Annotated in this window: 15 protein-coding genes; 13 read left to right on the top strand and 2 right to left on the bottom strand. The window is 64.0% G+C overall.

Annotation, left to right across the window (positions count from 1 at the left end):
- Nucleotides 1–7 precede the first annotated feature (7 nt).
- Both mutL and miaA read left to right on the top strand, forming a co-directional pair.
- Complete coding sequence (gene mutL, locus V6E02_RS07810; protein WP_347308225.1) at nt 8–1,777, top strand: DNA mismatch repair endonuclease MutL; 1,770 nt, start codon at nt 8–10, stop codon at nt 1,775–1,777.
- An 8-nt stretch (nt 1,778–1,785) separates the two neighbouring features.
- Complete coding sequence (gene miaA, locus V6E02_RS07805) at nt 1,786–2,730, top strand: tRNA (adenosine(37)-N6)-dimethylallyltransferase MiaA (RefSeq protein WP_347308224.1); 945 nt, start codon at nt 1,786–1,788, stop codon at nt 2,728–2,730.
- On the opposite strand, the gene xseA is transcribed toward miaA, so the two are convergent.
- On the bottom strand, nt 2,711–4,072 hold the full coding sequence (xseA, locus tag V6E02_RS07800) for an exodeoxyribonuclease VII large subunit (protein ID WP_347308223.1): 1,362 nt from the start codon (nt 4,070–4,072) through the stop codon (nt 2,711–2,713). The two genes, miaA and xseA, sit on opposite strands and share 20 nt — an antisense overlap.
- A gap of 485 nt (nt 4,073–4,557) precedes the next feature.
- On the opposite strand from xseA, the gene V6E02_RS07795 reads away from it, so the two are divergent.
- The 10 genes from V6E02_RS07795 (at nt 4,558) to V6E02_RS07750 (ending at nt 12,551) form a co-directional block, all read left to right on the top strand.
- The gene (locus V6E02_RS07795) at nt 4,558–5,163 is read left to right on the top strand and encodes a MotA/TolQ/ExbB proton channel family protein (RefSeq protein ID WP_347308222.1); all 606 of its coding nucleotides are present in this window, start codon (nt 4,558–4,560) and stop codon (nt 5,161–5,163) included.
- Nucleotides 5,164–5,170: 7 nt separating this feature from the next.
- Complete coding sequence (locus V6E02_RS07790; RefSeq protein ID WP_347308221.1) at nt 5,171–5,590, top strand: ExbD/TolR family protein; 420 nt, start codon at nt 5,171–5,173, stop codon at nt 5,588–5,590.
- 42 nt (nt 5,591–5,632) lie between these two features.
- Nucleotides 5,633–6,670: a tetraacyldisaccharide 4'-kinase gene (lpxK, locus tag V6E02_RS07785; protein ID WP_347308220.1), complete on the top strand. Its 1,038-nt coding sequence runs from the start codon at nt 5,633–5,635 to the stop codon at nt 6,668–6,670.
- Nucleotides 6,651–6,836, top strand: coding sequence for a Trm112 family protein (locus tag V6E02_RS07780; RefSeq protein WP_347308219.1), 186 nt, complete (start codon nt 6,651–6,653; stop codon nt 6,834–6,836). The genes lpxK and V6E02_RS07780 overlap by 20 nt, the downstream gene beginning before the upstream one ends.
- 15 nt (nt 6,837–6,851) lie before the next feature.
- On the top strand, nt 6,852–7,613 hold the full coding sequence (kdsB, locus tag V6E02_RS07775; protein ID WP_347308218.1) for a 3-deoxy-manno-octulosonate cytidylyltransferase: 762 nt from the start codon (nt 6,852–6,854) through the stop codon (nt 7,611–7,613).
- Nucleotides 7,614–7,846: 233 nt separating this feature from the next.
- Nucleotides 7,847–8,503, top strand: a complete 657-nt coding sequence (gene adk / locus V6E02_RS07770) for an adenylate kinase (RefSeq protein WP_347308217.1) — start codon at nt 7,847–7,849, stop codon at nt 8,501–8,503.
- 14 nt (nt 8,504–8,517) lie between these two features.
- Nucleotides 8,518–8,859, top strand: coding sequence for a hypothetical protein (locus V6E02_RS07765; RefSeq protein WP_347308216.1), 342 nt, complete (start codon nt 8,518–8,520; stop codon nt 8,857–8,859).
- A gap of 30 nt (nt 8,860–8,889) precedes the next feature.
- Nucleotides 8,890–10,152, top strand: coding sequence for a 6-phosphofructokinase (locus V6E02_RS07760; protein WP_347308215.1), 1,263 nt, complete (start codon nt 8,890–8,892; stop codon nt 10,150–10,152).
- Nucleotides 10,153–10,208: 56 nt separating this feature from the next.
- Entirely contained in the window at nt 10,209–10,427 is a 219-nt protein-coding gene (locus tag V6E02_RS07755) for a hypothetical protein (protein WP_347308214.1), read from the top strand.
- Between the two features lie 60 nt (nt 10,428–10,487).
- Nucleotides 10,488–12,551, top strand: a complete 2,064-nt coding sequence (locus V6E02_RS07750; protein WP_347308213.1) for a sodium-translocating pyrophosphatase — start codon at nt 10,488–10,490, stop codon at nt 12,549–12,551.
- A 139-nt stretch (nt 12,552–12,690) separates the two neighbouring features.
- Here the strand turns inward: V6E02_RS07750 and V6E02_RS07745 are convergent, their stop codons facing one another.
- Nucleotides 12,691–12,894, bottom strand: a complete 204-nt coding sequence (locus V6E02_RS07745) for a cold-shock protein (protein WP_347308212.1) — start codon at nt 12,892–12,894, stop codon at nt 12,691–12,693.
- A gap of 475 nt (nt 12,895–13,369) precedes the next feature.
- Here V6E02_RS07745 and clpS point away from each other — a divergent pair, with 475 nt between their 5' ends.
- A complete protein-coding gene (gene clpS / locus V6E02_RS07740) occupies nt 13,370–13,678 on the top strand; it encodes an ATP-dependent Clp protease adapter ClpS (RefSeq protein ID WP_347308211.1) in 309 nt (102 codons plus the stop codon).
- Nucleotide 13,679: the final 1 nt, after the last annotated feature.

The raw sequence follows: 13,679 nt of genomic DNA, 5'->3' as shown, positions 1-13,679 counted from the left end.
CCCGGGCATGGCCGCCATCCGTGTCCTGCCTGAACTGCTGATCAATCAGATCGCCGCCGGCGAGGTGGTGGAGCGGCCCGCCTCCGCCCTCAAGGAGATCCTGGAAAACGCCATCGACGCCGAAGCGCGCGCCATCCACGTGCGGCTTTCTCAGGGAGGCGTGAAGGAAATCGTCGTCAGCGACGACGGCGTGGGCATGGCCGCGGAGGATTTGCCCCTGGCGCTGGCGCGCCATGCCACCAGCAAGATCGCCAGCCTCGCCGACCTGGAAAGCGTGCGCAGCCTGGGTTTCCGGGGTGAAGCCCTGGCCAGCATCGCCGCGGTTTCCCGCCTGCGGCTCGCCAGCCGGCAGCACGACGCGCCCCATGGCTGGGTCGTGGAGGCAGAAGGCGAATGGCGCGCCCCCGCGCGGCCTGAGGCTATTGCGCCGGGGACGGTGGTGAGTGTGCGGGATCTCTACTTCAACACGCCGGCTCGGCGCAAATTCCTGAAGAGCGAGGCCACCGAGTATGGCCATTGCGAGGAAATGTTCCGGCGTGCCGCGCTGTCCCGTCCGGACATCGCCTTCACCCTGCACCACAACGGCCGTGTCGTCTGGCATCTCATCGCTGGCACACGCGAGGCGCGCATCGCCGCGCTGGCGGGAGAGGCGTTCGCGCAGGCGGCTTTGCCCGTGGAGGCGGCGGCCGGGACGCTCATTCTGCGTGGCCTGGTGGCGCTACCTGCCTATTCGCGCAGCAGCCGCGACCTGCAATACGTGTTCGTCAATGGCCGTTTCGTGCGCGACAAGCTGCTTGCCCATGCCATCCGCGAGGCCTACCGCGATGTCTTGCACCACGAGCGTCATCCTGCCTACGTGTTGTTCCTGGAGCTTCCGCCCGAAGCGGTGGATGTCAACGTGCACCCCATGAAGATCGAGGTGCGTTTCCGCGACGCGCGCGCCGTGCACCAGTTCATCTTCCATGCCCTCGAACGGGTCCTGGCGCGGCCCATGGGCGGCCACGATGGGCAAACGTTAGCCCCCCCGGCGGAACGCTTTTCACCGTTGGGACGCGCTCATCCGGCACCCCATCAGGCGCCGCTCGCCTTGCGAGCTGCCGAACCTCTCGCGTTCTACGACGCCTTGTTCGGCACGTCCGCGCCTGGGGCCATCGCCCAAGACGCGTCGGTCAGTGTTGCACCCACCGAGGCCATCCCGCCCTTGGGCTACGCCTTGGCCCAGCTGCACGGCATCTACATCCTGGCGCAGAACGCCCAGGGCCTGGTGGTGGTGGACATGCATGCCGCCCACGAGCGGATTGTGTACGAAAAACTCAAGCGGCAATTGGAGGGCCGGCGCGTGGCGAGCCAGCCTCTGCTGGTGCCGGTGGCACTTCCGGCCTCCACCCTCGAAGTGGCCACCGTCGAGGAACACGCCGCGGTGCTGGAAGAACTGGGCTTTGCCATGGCTATCCTGTCGCCCCAGAGCGTGGCGGTACGCGCGGTGCCGGCGGTGTTGGCCGATGCCGATCCCGTGGGCCTGGCGCGCGACCTGCTGCGCGACCTCCATGCGCTGGGTGGCAGCCGCGTGCTCACCGAGCGCCGCAACGAACTGTTGGCTACCTTGGCCTGCCACGGTGCCGTGCGCGCGAGACGCAAGCTGTCGATTGCTGAAATGAATGCCCTGTTGCGCGAGATGGAAGTCACCGAGCGCTCCAGCCAGTGCAATCATGGTCGTCCCACCTGGTTTGCACTTTCGCTCGCCGAACTGGACAAGCTGTTCCTGCGCGGAAAGTGAACCAGCCCATGGGAAAGGAAGACGTGCTCCCACCCGCGATTTTTCTCATGGGTCCCACCGCCAGCGGCAAGACCGACATGGCGGTGGAATTGGTGCAGCGGCTGCCGCTGGAAATCATCAGCGTTGACTCGGCGCTGGTGTACCGCCACATGAATATCGGCACCGCCAAGCCGGATGCGGAAACCCTGCGCATTGCGCCCCATCACTTGATCGATGTCATCGAGCCGACAAAGGCCTATTCCGCTGCCCAGTTTCGTACCGATGCGCTCAAACTCATGGCGGACATCAGCGCACGCGGCAAGGTGCCCTTGCTCACCGGCGGCACCATGCTCTATTTCAAGGCCCTACGCGAAGGATTGAGCGATTTGCCGTCGGCTCATCCTGTGCTTCGTGCCGAGATCGAGGCCTGGGGGCGGGAGGCGGGCTGGCCGGCCCTGCATGCAGAACTTGCGCGACTGGATCCCCAGACCGCGGCGCGGCTTGCCCCCACCGATGCCCAACGCATCCAGCGTGCGCTGGAGGTGATCCGTCTCACAGGTGAGCCCTATTCCGTCCAGATCAAGCGGCGCCAAGAGGAGGCGTTTCCCTATCGCGTGCTGCCCATTGCCATCGTGCCAGGGGACCGTGCCGTGCTACACCGGCGCATTGCCGAGCGCTTCGTGGGCATGCTGCGCAAAGGGTTGATCGAGGAAGTGCTCTGGCTGCGGACGCGCTACGCGCTCGGGCCGCAGCTGCCTTCCATGCGCTGTGTCGGTTACCGGCAGGTCTGGCAATATCTGGAGGGGGAATTGCCCCTGAGTGAGCTGCCCGCGCGGGGCATTTATGCCACACGCCAGCTCGCCAAACGTCAGCTCACCTGGTTACGCGCCATGAGCGATGCGGTCGTGTTCGATTGCTTCGACCCCACACTCGCAACGCGCCTTGACCAAGCCATCAACCGGTTTCTGGAGTAGGCGCATGCGTGTCGAGCACACGCGCGTCGGCACCGCCCACGGCGAAGGTGAGGGCCACCGTCTCGCCCATCTGCAGCTGGCTGGCCCGAGTCACGATCTCACCTGCCTCGTTGCGCACGATGCTATAGCCCCGGTTGAGCACCGCCCGAGGATTGAGATGGCCGAGGTGTGCCTCAAGGCTTGCCAGCCGCTGGCGCCAGTGCGCAAGGCTCTGTGCCGTCGCTCGGGTAAGCCGTGTCCCGAGATGGTCGAGACCTTGCCGCCTGCGCGCGAGATCGGGACGGGCGGCAGCGAGACGGGCGGCGAGGTGGGCGAGCTGCCAGCGCCTGCGCGCGAGTTGCCCCTGCACGGCCTGGCCCAGGCGCTGCCGCCAGTGCGCGAGTTCATCTGCCTGCTGGCGCAAACGCTCGCCGGGATGGCGCAGGCGCTTAGCGAGATGGTCCAGATGCTGCATGCGTGTCTCGAGCGTGCGCTGCATGTCGCGCGCAAGACGGGCGGCGAAGCGATCGAGCTTGTGGGCGAGCTCTACGCGGTTGGGGCTTGCAAGTTCCGCCGCCGCAGTGGGGGTGGGGGCGCGCACGTCGGCGGCGAAATCGGCGATGGTGAAGTCGGTCTCGTGTCCCACCCCGCAGACGATGGGAATGTGGCTTGCCACGATGGCGCGCGCCACGATCTCCTCGTTGAATTCCCAGAGATCCTCAATGCTGCCACCGCCCCTGCAGAGGATCAGGACGTCGCACTCACCGCGCTGGTTGGCGATACCGATCGCCTCGGCGATGCGTGCGGCGGCGCCGCGGCCTTGGACCGGCGTGGGATAGATGACCACGGGCAGGCTCGGCATGCGTCGGCGCAGAGTGGTAAGCACGTCCCGTAAGGCCGCCGCTTCGCGCGAGGTGATGATGCCGACCGCGCGCGGGAAGCTTGGCAACGGTCGCTTGCGCTCTGGCACGAACAAGCCTTCTGCTTCCAGCCGCGCCTTCAGCCGCGCGAAGGCCTCGTAGAGGGCGCCCAGCCCACCCGGGCGCAGGGTTTCCACGTTTAGCTGAAAATCCCCGCGCGGCTCGTAGAGGGTGACGATGGCGCGCGCCTCGACCTGCATGCCCTCGCGCACTTCGAAGTCCAGATACTGGTTGCGATGGCGGAACATAACGCAGCGCACCTGGGCCTTGTCGTCCTTGAGGGAGAAATACCAATGGCCGGAGCCATGGCGCGTCAGGTTGGAGATCTCGCCGCTTACCCACAGGGGCGGGAAGCTGTTTTCCAGCAGCGCGCGAGTGCGGCGGTTGAGTTCGGAGACGGGAATGGCCTGGTCTTGGGGGGGCGGAAAAGGGCTTGACAACATGCGCGCAGTCTATCACCTATCCACACGCGCCGTCAGGGCGCGAGCGTTTGCTCACTAATCGCCGCCAAGCCTGGCATGTCGCGCTATCCAATTGATAGGACGTGTGTTTTTTTCCGCACAAAAAACTGGCGCAGACGAAATTGCCGCCTGCTTGGGGCACTTAGCATGTCTTCCCACGCGTTTTCCACATGCTTATCCACAGGGATTGTGGACAAGGCCCCAATCCCTTTGCCGGCGCGGGCTTTGCCCGAGCGGCTATGTCATTGACATATATGACGAGAGGTTTTATAGTTAAGCGTCGCGTCCAGCATCGCGCGGGGGAGCCGCCGTGGTGGCGCACGAATCGTGTCACTGTTTCTGCTCCGCTTTGCCCCAGGTCGCCATCCGCCTGGGGATTTTTTTGCGCCGGGCGGCGCGACGCTTTGTCGCACTTGCCCATCCCAGGGGGGCAGGCTAAAGTTACGCCCATTTGTCGGGAGGAGCGGGTGCTCAGCATCATCGAACAGGCAGGTTGGCCCATTTGGCCGCTCATTTTTGCTTCCATCGTTTCCCTGGGCATCATTGGCGAACGACTGTGGACGCTGCGCAGCTCGGTCATCGCGCCGAAAAACCTGCTGCCGCAGGTGCTGCAGGAGCTTAGGCAAAAGGGCGTTACGCCCGAGCTGCTGGAGCGGCTCGCCCGGGGTGCACCGCTGGGTCGGGTGTTCGCCGCCGCCCTGCGCAATGCCAACAGCTCGCGTGAAGTCATGAAGGAGGCGGTGGAAGAGGAAGGGCGCGCAGTGGCTCATGAGTTGGAGCGCTTCCTGACCACGCTGGGTACCATCGCCACCGCGGCGCCCTTGTGGGGTCTGTTTGGAACGGTGATCGGCATGGTGGAAATCTTCGCCGCCCTCAAGGCCGCGGGCACTGATCCCGCGCAGCTGGGTCATGGCATTTCCATCGCGCTCTACAACACCGCCACGGGATTGTTGGTGGCCATTCCCAGCCTGATTTTCTTCCGCCATTTCCGGGCCAAGATCGACGCCCTGATCGTGGAAATGGAACAGCAGGCCATCAAGCTCGTGGAAGTGCTCCACGGCGAGCGGCGCTGAGGCAGCCATGGATTTCCGGCGCGGCCGCGAGCGCGAGAACGTGGAGATCAACCTGATCCCCATGATCGACGTGCTGCTGGTGATCGTGATCTTCCTCGCGGTGACCACCACCTTCTCCCAGATCGCCCAACTGCAAATCACCCTGCCCACCGCCGAGGCGGAAAAACCCGTGCAGCAGCCTGCCCCCATCAATGTGGCGGTGGATGCGCAGGGCCGCTATCTGGTGAACGGCAAGCCTTTCGTGGGCAAGGGGCCGGAAGCGCTGAGCGTGGCGCTCAAACAGGCAGCGGGCGACCAAAGCGATCCCATGATCGTCATCAGTGCCGATGCCCAGGCCACCCACCAGTCTGTGATCAACGTCATGGAAGCCGCCCGCCTGGCTGGCTTCGCCCGCCTGACTTTCGCCACTCAGGCGGGGCGGCACTGAACGCCCACCTGCACCCGCCTGGGTGTCGGCCCACTGCGTTCCATGGCTTCCACGTCTTTTCGCGAGTTCCTGAGCTGCTGGTTGCAAAGCCAGTGGGCGCGCTTTACGACTTGGCATGCTCTGCTGTTGCCGCTCGCCGCCCTGTTCGGACTGGCTGCGGCCCTGCGGCGCAGCCTCTATCGGTTAGGTTGGCTAACAGTGACCCGGCTATCGGTGCCGGTGCTGGTGGTGGGCAACATCGCCGTGGGTGGCACCGGCAAGACGCCCCTCGTGATCGCCTTGGCCCGACGCTTGCGGGAGGCGGGCTATCACCCGGGCATCGTCAGTCGCGGCTATGGCGGTGTGGTAGGCCTGCCCCGTGCCGTCTCACCCCAGTCTGACCCGCTGCAAGTAGGTGACGAGCCGGTGCTGCTCGCCCGAGCAAGCGGGTGCCCGGTGTGGGTGGGCCGGGCGCGCGTGCAGACCGCCCAGGCCCTGCTCGCTCAGCATCCCGAGGTGGACCTCATCATCAGCGATGACGGACTGCAGCACTACGCCCTGGCACGAGATGTGGAAATCGTCGTGGTGGATGCCCAGCGCTGGTTTGGCAATGGGCAGCTCCTGCCCGCGGGGCCGTTGCGCGAACCCACCTGGCGCCTGCAAACGGTGGATGCGGTGGTGATCAACGGCTGGCTGCCGGGCGCGCCGCTCAAGCGGCACGAATTCACCATGCGTCTCATGGGAGAAGTGCTCTACAATCTGCGTAACCCGGCGCTCAAGGCGCGGCCCGAAGTGTTCGCCGGTCAGACCCTGGTGGCCATGGCGGGCATCGGTCATCCGGAGCGCTTCTTCGAGCATTTGCGTAACCTGGGGCTTGCCATTCTGCCACGGCCGCTGCCCGACCATCACCGCTTCACGCCGGCCGATCTGGAGGAAGCGGCCGGACGTCCCATCGTCATGACGGAAAAGGACGCGGTGAAATGCGCCGGTTTTGCGGGGGATGAGGTCTGGGTGCTGCCTGTGTGCGCCGAGCTGGACCCGCGGCTTTTGCCCCACCTCCTCGATAAACTCAGGATACACCATGGATCTGAAACTGCTTGAAATTCTCGTCTGCCCCTTGTGCAAGGGGCCGCTGGTCTATCGGCGCCAGGCACAGGAACTCGTCTGCCGCGCCGACCGGCTCGCGTTTCCCATTCGCGACGACATTCCCGTGATGCTGGAGGAAGAAGCCCGTTCCCTTCCACCCGAAGAGGAAGTGGAGGCCTGAGGCCTTGCGCGATCCATGACGCCTTTCAAGATCGTCATCCCCGCCCGTCACGACTCCACCCGGCTACCAGGCAAGCCCCTGGCCGACATCGCCGGCAAGCCCATGGTAGTGCGCGTGGTGGAGCAGGCGCTGGGCGCGGGCGCAGAAGAGGTGTGGGTGGCCACTGACCACGAGGAGGTGGCGCGGGCGGTGGAGGCTGCGGGATACCCAGTGCTGCTCACCTCGGCGGCACACGCCTCCGGCACCGACCGTATCGCGGAAGTGGCGATGCGTCTGGGCTGGGCGGACGACACCATTGTCGTCAACGTGCAGGGGGATGAACCGCTGATCGCACCCGAACTCATCCGGGAAGTTGCACACGAGCTGGCGACCCATACCAGCGCGGCCATGGCCACCGCCTGCCATCCCTTCCACGACCTCGCCAGCATGTTCAACCCCAACGTGGTGAAGGTCGTACTGGACCGCGCGGGGTTTGCCCTCTATTTCTCGCGTGCGCCCATTCCCTATGGGCGCGATGCCTTCCTTTCCATGCCCTCGCGCCTGCCGACGGAGATGCCGGCGTATCGCCACATTGGTCTATACGCCTATTGGGCCGGTTTTTTGCGCCTCTACACGGGTCTGACCCCAGCACCCATCGAGCAGTTCGAAGCCTTGGAACAACTGCGTGCGCTCTGGCACGGCCACCGCATCGCCGTGGCCATCACCGCCCATGCCCCAGCCAGGGGGGTGGATACGCCCGAAGATCTCGCCTGGGTACGCGCCCAGTTCCAGACCTGAGGCGTGTCGATGCGGCTTATAAAGGGATAAAAACATTTTGCGCGGGCCTCAATTCCGCGTGGAAACACCCTGACAGCGTGGTGGTATGATTTGCCGACCCGCCAGTCCCTTCGACAAGCCTAATGGCGCGACCTTTAGACTTGGCTCGAGGGCTTGCCTGCAGGGGTGCTGGCCGCTTCCGCAATTCTTGCGGCATCCCTGGCAGCGGAAACAAGATAGAACAAGGAGGATTCATGCGTTTGATTCTGCTCGGCGCGCCCGGTGCCGGTAAGGGCACCCAGGCCAAGTTCATCACTGAAAAATACGGCATCCCGCAGATCTCCACCGGCGACATGCTGCGCGCTGCGGTCAAGGCGGGCACGCCCCTCGGGCTTGCGGCCAAGAAAATCATGGACGCGGGTGGGCTGGTATCCGACGACATCATCATGGGCCTGATCGAGGAGCGCTTGAAGCAGCCGGATTGCGCCAAGGGCTATCTGCTCGACGGGTTCCCGCGCACCATTCCCCAGGCCGAGGCGATGCGCAAACTGGGCATCGATGTGGATTTCGTGATCGATGTGGACGTGCCCGACGAGGAGATCATCAAGCGCATGAGCGGGCGGCGCGTGCACCTTCCCTCTGGGCGCACATATCACGTGCTATTCAATCCGCCCAAGGTGCCAGGCAAGGACGACGTGACGGGTGAAGACCTCATCCAGCGCGACGACGACAAGGAAGAGACCGTGCGCAAGCGCCTCGAGGTCTATCATGCCCAGACCAAACCCCTGTGGGACTTCTATACCCGGTGGGCGGCAACGGGCGATCCACGCGCCCCCAAGTGCGTGCGCATTGCCGGCGTGGGTCGTGTGGAAGACGTGCGCGACGCCATCTTCCGCGCCCTGGGCGGCTGAGCATTTAGCGATCCATGAGCAAGATTCCGGATTTCACCCCCACCGAGCTGGAGGTGGTGAAACAGACCGTGCGTGAGCGCTACGGCAAGGAAGTCGCCGTCGAGGTGGCCGACGCCGAGATCCGCATGTATCCGGACGACCGGGAGCTCACCGAGGTGCCGTGCCTGTACTGGGCCGAGCGGGGTTGCCAGTTCGTGATTTTCAAGGTGGGCGAGGGCCGCTACCGCAACCAGTTCTTCTACTCGGTGCGCGAACAGTATGGCACCGGCCGCGCTGAGTATGACGACATTCTCGATTGCGCGCTGACGCTGCTACGAGTGCAGGCCGACCATGAAGCCCAGCGCGCCGGCTTTTGAACATTCCATGAAAAGAGCAAGGAGGCAACCATGGCGAAAATGAATGCGTTCTATGCCCAGTCCGGCGGCGTCACCGCGGTGATCAATGCGTCCGCCTGCGGCGTGATCGAGACCTGCCGCAAGCACAAGGACAAGATCGGCAAGGTCTATGCCGGACGCAACGGCATCATTGGCGCCCTCACCGAAGATCTCATCGACACCAGCAAGGAATCCGCCAAGGCCATTGCCGCCCTACGCTACGCACCCGCCGGCGCCTTCGGCTCCTGTCGCTACAAGCTCAAGAGCCTGGAGCAAAACAAGCGCGAGTACGAGCGCCTAATCGAAGTATTCAAGGCACACAACATCGGTTATTTCTTCTATAACGGTGGCGGCGACTCCGCCGATACCTGCTGGAAGGTATCTCAGCTCGCCGAGAAGATGGGTTATCCCATCAAGGCCATCCACGTGCCCAAGACCGTGGACAACGACCTGCCCATCACCGATTGCTGTCCCGGTTTCGGGTCCGTGGCCAAGTACATCGCAATCGCCACGCGGGAAGCCAGCTTCGACGTGGCTTCCATGGCCAAGACCTCGACCAAGGTGTTCGTGCTGGAAGTGATGGGGCGGCATGCGGGCTGGATCGCCGCCGCCGGTGGCATGGCCGTAGACAACGAGCATAACATTCCCATCGTGATCCTGTTCCCCGAGGTGGAATTCAACCAGGAGAAATTCCTGGCGGCGGTCAAGGAAAAGGTGGAGAAATTTGGCTATTGTACGGTGGTGGTGTCGGAAGGCTGCCATTACCCCGATGGCAAGTTCCTGGCCGAGGCGGGCACGCGCGATGCCTTCGGTCATGCTCAGCTGGGGGGCGCCGCGCCGGTGGTGGCGAACATGATCAAAGAGGCGCTGGGTTACAAGTATCACTGGGCGGTGGCCGATTACCTGCAGCGGGCCGCGCGCCACATCGCTTCCAAGACTGATGTGGACCAGGCCTACGCGGTGGGCAAGGCGGCGGTGGAGTTTGCGCTCAAGGGATACAACTCGGTGATGCCCACCATCGTGCGTGTCTCCGATAAGCCTTACAAGTGGAAGATCGGCATGGCGCAGCTCAAGGACGTGGCCAACAAAGAAAAAATGATGCCGCGTAGCTTCATTACTGCAGACGGTTTCGGCATTACGCCCAAATGTCGCGCCTATCTTTCCGGGCTCATCAAGGGTGAGGATTACCCGCCCTACAAGGACGGTCTGCCCAACTACGTGCGCCTGAAGAACGTGGCAGTACCGAAGAAGCTCAAGGACGATTTCCAGCTTTGACTCACGGGCGCGGCAAGGCTCCGGGGCCGCCGCGCCCAAGCCAAAAGAGGGATTGCGTGACGCTCGAACGGGCACGGGAACTCCTGCTTGTGCAGGCCGGCTTCGGCAGCTTCTACAACGGCAATTCCGCCAAGCTCATCCTGTCCCAAGTACAGCGTGAGCATGGTCAGGCTGCGGTGGATCGGCTCATCGTCGAATGTGGTCTGGACCGCGTGTTCGGGTTCCAGCCCGGGACCCGTTTCGAAAACGGCATTGCCCACACCCGCTATCAATGAGCGGCACGCTAGCGTCGGGGAGCAGGGAACGATAACCGCGACATAAAGTAAGGAGGCGGCATGTCCCAGGAGCTTATGTTTTCGCTGGTCTGCGCGGCGTTGGCCATCCTGTATGGGGTGGTGTCCATACGCTGGATTTTGAGCCTGCCCACGGGTAGCGAGCGCATGCGCGCCATCGCCGCCGCCGTGCAGGAGGGCGCTCAGGCCTATCTCAAGCGACAATACACCACCATCGCCCTGGTGGGCCTGGTGCTGTTTCTGCTGATCGCCGTCTTCCTGCACCTGTCCACCGCGGTGGGCTTCGCCCTGGGCGCCATTCTCTCCGGCGCGGCGGGCTTCATCGGCATGAACATCTCGGTACGCGCCAACGTGCGCACCGCCGAGGCTGCCAGCCGCGGCCTCGATGCCGCCCTGAACGTGGCGTTCCGTGGCGGCGCCATCACTGGGTTGTTGGTGGTAGGACTGGGTCTGCTCGGCGTGGCGGGCTACTACGCGGTGCTCACGGCCACCGGCATGGCGACCGCGAGCGCCGTGCACGCCCTGGTGGGGCTGGGCTTCGGTGGCTCCCTCATCTCCATCTTCGCGCGGCTGGGAGGCGGTATCTTCACCAAGGGGGCCGACGTGGGGGCCGATCTGGTGGGCAAGGTGGAAGCAGGTATTCCCGAGGACGATCCGCGTAACCCGGCGGTCATCGCCGACAACGTGGGCGACAACGTGGGCGACTGCGCGGGCATGGCCGCTGACCTGTTCGAGACCTACGCGGTGACCATCATCGCCACCATGCTGCTCGGGGGGCTGCTGGTGGCCGAGGCGAGCGGCGCCCAGGCGGTGGCCTATCCGCTGGTGCTGGGGGGCGTGTCCATCATCGCTTCCATCATCGGCACCTTCTTCGTGCGCGCGCGGGAGGGCGGGAAAATCATGAATGCCCTTTACCGGGGCCTGATCGTGGCGGGGGCGATCGCGGTAATCGCCTTCTATCCGGTCACCACCTGGATGTTCGGCGAGGGGCTCGTGCTCAGTGACGGCACCGCCCTACCTGCCATCAATCTTTACCTCGCCGCCTTGATCGGGCTCGCGCTCACCGCTGCCATGGTGGTCATCACCGAGTATTACACGGCGACGGAGTATTCCCCCGTGCGGCACATTGCCGAGGCCTCCACCACTGGGCATGGCACCAATATCATCGCCGGCCTAGGGGTGTCCATGCGCGCCACTGCCCTGCCCGTGCTAGCGGTGTGCTTGGCCATCGCAGCGTCGCACCAACTGGCGGGACTGTACGGTATTGCCGTGGCGGCGACCGCCATGCTCTCCATGACCGGCATCATCGTCGCCCTAGACGCCTATGGTCCCATCACCGACAACGCTGGGGGCATTGCCGAAATGGCGGAACTGCCAGATGCCATCCGTGACATTACCGATCCCCTGGACGCGGTGGGCAACACCACCAAGGCGGTGACCAAGGGTTATGCCATCGGCTCCGCCGGTCTGGCCGCGTTGGTGCTGTTCGCCGACTACACCCACACTCTGGAAGCAGGCGGCAAGCTGGTGGAATTCTCCCTAGCCGACCCTGCCGTGATTATTGGCCTGTTCATCGGTGGCATGGTCCCTTACCTGTTCGGCGCCATGGGCATGGAGGCGGTGGGCCGAGCCGCTGGCAGCGTGGTGGTGGAGGTGCGGCGCCAGTTCCGGGAGATACCGGGCATCATGGAAGGTCGGGCCAAACCCGACTACTCGCGCGCCGTGGACATGCTCACCCGCGCCGCCATTCGGGAGATGATCACGCCCTCTCTGCTGCCCATTTTGGTGCCCATCGCGGTGGCTGTGATCATGGGCTGGATCATGGGGCCGGGGGCTGGCACCAAGGCCCTGGGCGGGGTGCTCATGGGTTCCATCGTCACCGGCATCTTCGTCGCCATTTCCATGACCACCGGCGGGGGGGCCTGGGACAATGCCAAGAAATACATCGAGGAGGGCCACTACGGGGGCAAGGGCTCGGACGCCCACAAGGCGGCCGTGACCGGCGATACGGTGGGCGATCCCTACAAGGATACGGCGGGGCCGGCCATCAACCCCCTGATCAAGATTATCAACATCGTGGCGCTGCTGATCGTGCCCCTGCTGTAGCGGGCGGGGCGAAAAAAGAGCCGGCGGGAGCCGGCTTTACTTTTGGGGCGATCGGAGTGTCGAAAGAAAAAAGCCACCCCCGCGAACGCGGGGATGGCCTGGATGTCGTCTCGGCTGCCGCCCTTAAAAGGGTGGTGGATCAGGCCGGGCGGATGTTGGAGGCCTGCTTGCCCTTCGGGCCCTGGGTCACGTCGTACTGGACCTTCTGGCCTTCCTTGAGGCTCTTGAAGCCCTGGGCCTGGATTGCGGAGAAGTGGGCGAACAGGTCGTCCCCTCCATCGTCCGGCGTGATGAACCCGTAACCTTTAGCGTCGTTGAACCATTTGACGGTGCCAGTTGCCATGCTGCTGTTTCCTTAACTCAAGAACGGACGGTCAATCCAACCAATTTGCTCCAAAGGCGCAGCGGCTACACCGCCGAATTTCCTTCAAAGTCAAAGACCGCGGCCAGTTTGCGCCCGTCATTCCCGGAAGTCAAGGGCTTGTCTTGAGCTGCAAGCAGCCGTCGCGACCCGCTTGCCCGGCGGCTTTCCAGAGGCTTGAGCCCAGATTATCCATTAGACCGGTGCGTACCCCAGGAGCTGCACTGCATTATGGGATCCACCGTCGTCCTGACATCACGCCCGCGTCTACGCGGGTGTGGGCGGCCCCATGCGGCCCGGCTTGCGCTCGACTTCTCGGCCAGATATTCAAGGCCTGCGACGGTCTTACCCAACCCAGGCGCGCCTGGGGCCACCCCCATCCCGCGTCCTAATGGATAATCCGGGTTGAAAAAAGCCGACCAGTAGTCCAAATTAATAGGCTATCGAGGCAGGCGCTATGGCACTGGACGATCAACTCACGCCGGTTCGGGAGGTGGAAGAGAGCCGGGTCAAACCCCCGCCTCTCTATAAAGTCATCCTCCTCAACGACGATTACACACCCATGGACTTCGTGGTCCTGGTCCTGCAGCGGTTTTTTCACATGGACAGGGAACGGGCCACACAGGTGATGCTCAAAGTCCACAGGGAAGGGCTCGGCGTGTGCGGAGTCTTTCCCAAGGATATTGCGGCAACGAAGGTCGATCTGGTAGTCTCCTTTGCAAGGCAGCACCAGCACCCGTTGCAGTGTGTGATGGAAGAAACCTGAA

It is taken from the genome of Thiobacter sp. AK1, from assembly GCF_039822265.1.
Classification (GTDB): domain Bacteria; phylum Pseudomonadota; class Gammaproteobacteria; order Burkholderiales; family Thiobacteraceae; genus Thiobacter; species Thiobacter aerophilum.
Note: the sequence above shows the minus strand (reverse complement) of the source record. Positions and strands in the feature narration are given on the sequence as shown.

Excerpts from the sequence above, each read along its gene's own strand:
- V6E02_RS07765 (WP_347308216.1), top strand. The coding sequence starts at position 8,518 with ATGAGCAAGATTCCGGATTTCACCCCCACCGAGCTGGAGGTGGTGAAA.
- xseA (WP_347308223.1), bottom strand. The coding sequence starts at position 4,072 with ATGTTGTCAAGCCCTTTTCCGCCCCCCCAAGACCAGGCCATTCCCGTC.
- mutL (WP_347308225.1), top strand. The coding sequence starts at position 8 with ATGGCCGCCATCCGTGTCCTGCCTGAACTGCTGATCAATCAGATCGCC.
- V6E02_RS07790 (WP_347308221.1), top strand. The coding sequence starts at position 5,171 with ATGGATTTCCGGCGCGGCCGCGAGCGCGAGAACGTGGAGATCAACCTG.
- V6E02_RS07780 (WP_347308219.1), top strand. The coding sequence starts at position 6,651 with ATGGATCTGAAACTGCTTGAAATTCTCGTCTGCCCCTTGTGCAAGGGG.
- miaA (WP_347308224.1), top strand. The coding sequence starts at position 1,786 with ATGGGAAAGGAAGACGTGCTCCCACCCGCGATTTTTCTCATGGGTCCC.
- V6E02_RS07745 (WP_347308212.1), bottom strand. The coding sequence starts at position 12,894 with ATGGCAACTGGCACCGTCAAATGGTTCAACGACGCTAAAGGTTACGGG.
- lpxK (WP_347308220.1), top strand. The coding sequence starts at position 5,633 with ATGGCTTCCACGTCTTTTCGCGAGTTCCTGAGCTGCTGGTTGCAAAGC.
- adk (WP_347308217.1), top strand. The coding sequence starts at position 7,847 with ATGCGTTTGATTCTGCTCGGCGCGCCCGGTGCCGGTAAGGGCACCCAG.
- V6E02_RS07750 (WP_347308213.1), top strand. The coding sequence starts at position 10,488 with ATGTCCCAGGAGCTTATGTTTTCGCTGGTCTGCGCGGCGTTGGCCATC.
- V6E02_RS07760 (WP_347308215.1), top strand. The coding sequence starts at position 8,890 with ATGGCGAAAATGAATGCGTTCTATGCCCAGTCCGGCGGCGTCACCGCG.
- kdsB (WP_347308218.1), top strand. The coding sequence starts at position 6,852 with ATGACGCCTTTCAAGATCGTCATCCCCGCCCGTCACGACTCCACCCGG.
- clpS (WP_347308211.1), top strand. The coding sequence starts at position 13,370 with ATGGCACTGGACGATCAACTCACGCCGGTTCGGGAGGTGGAAGAGAGC.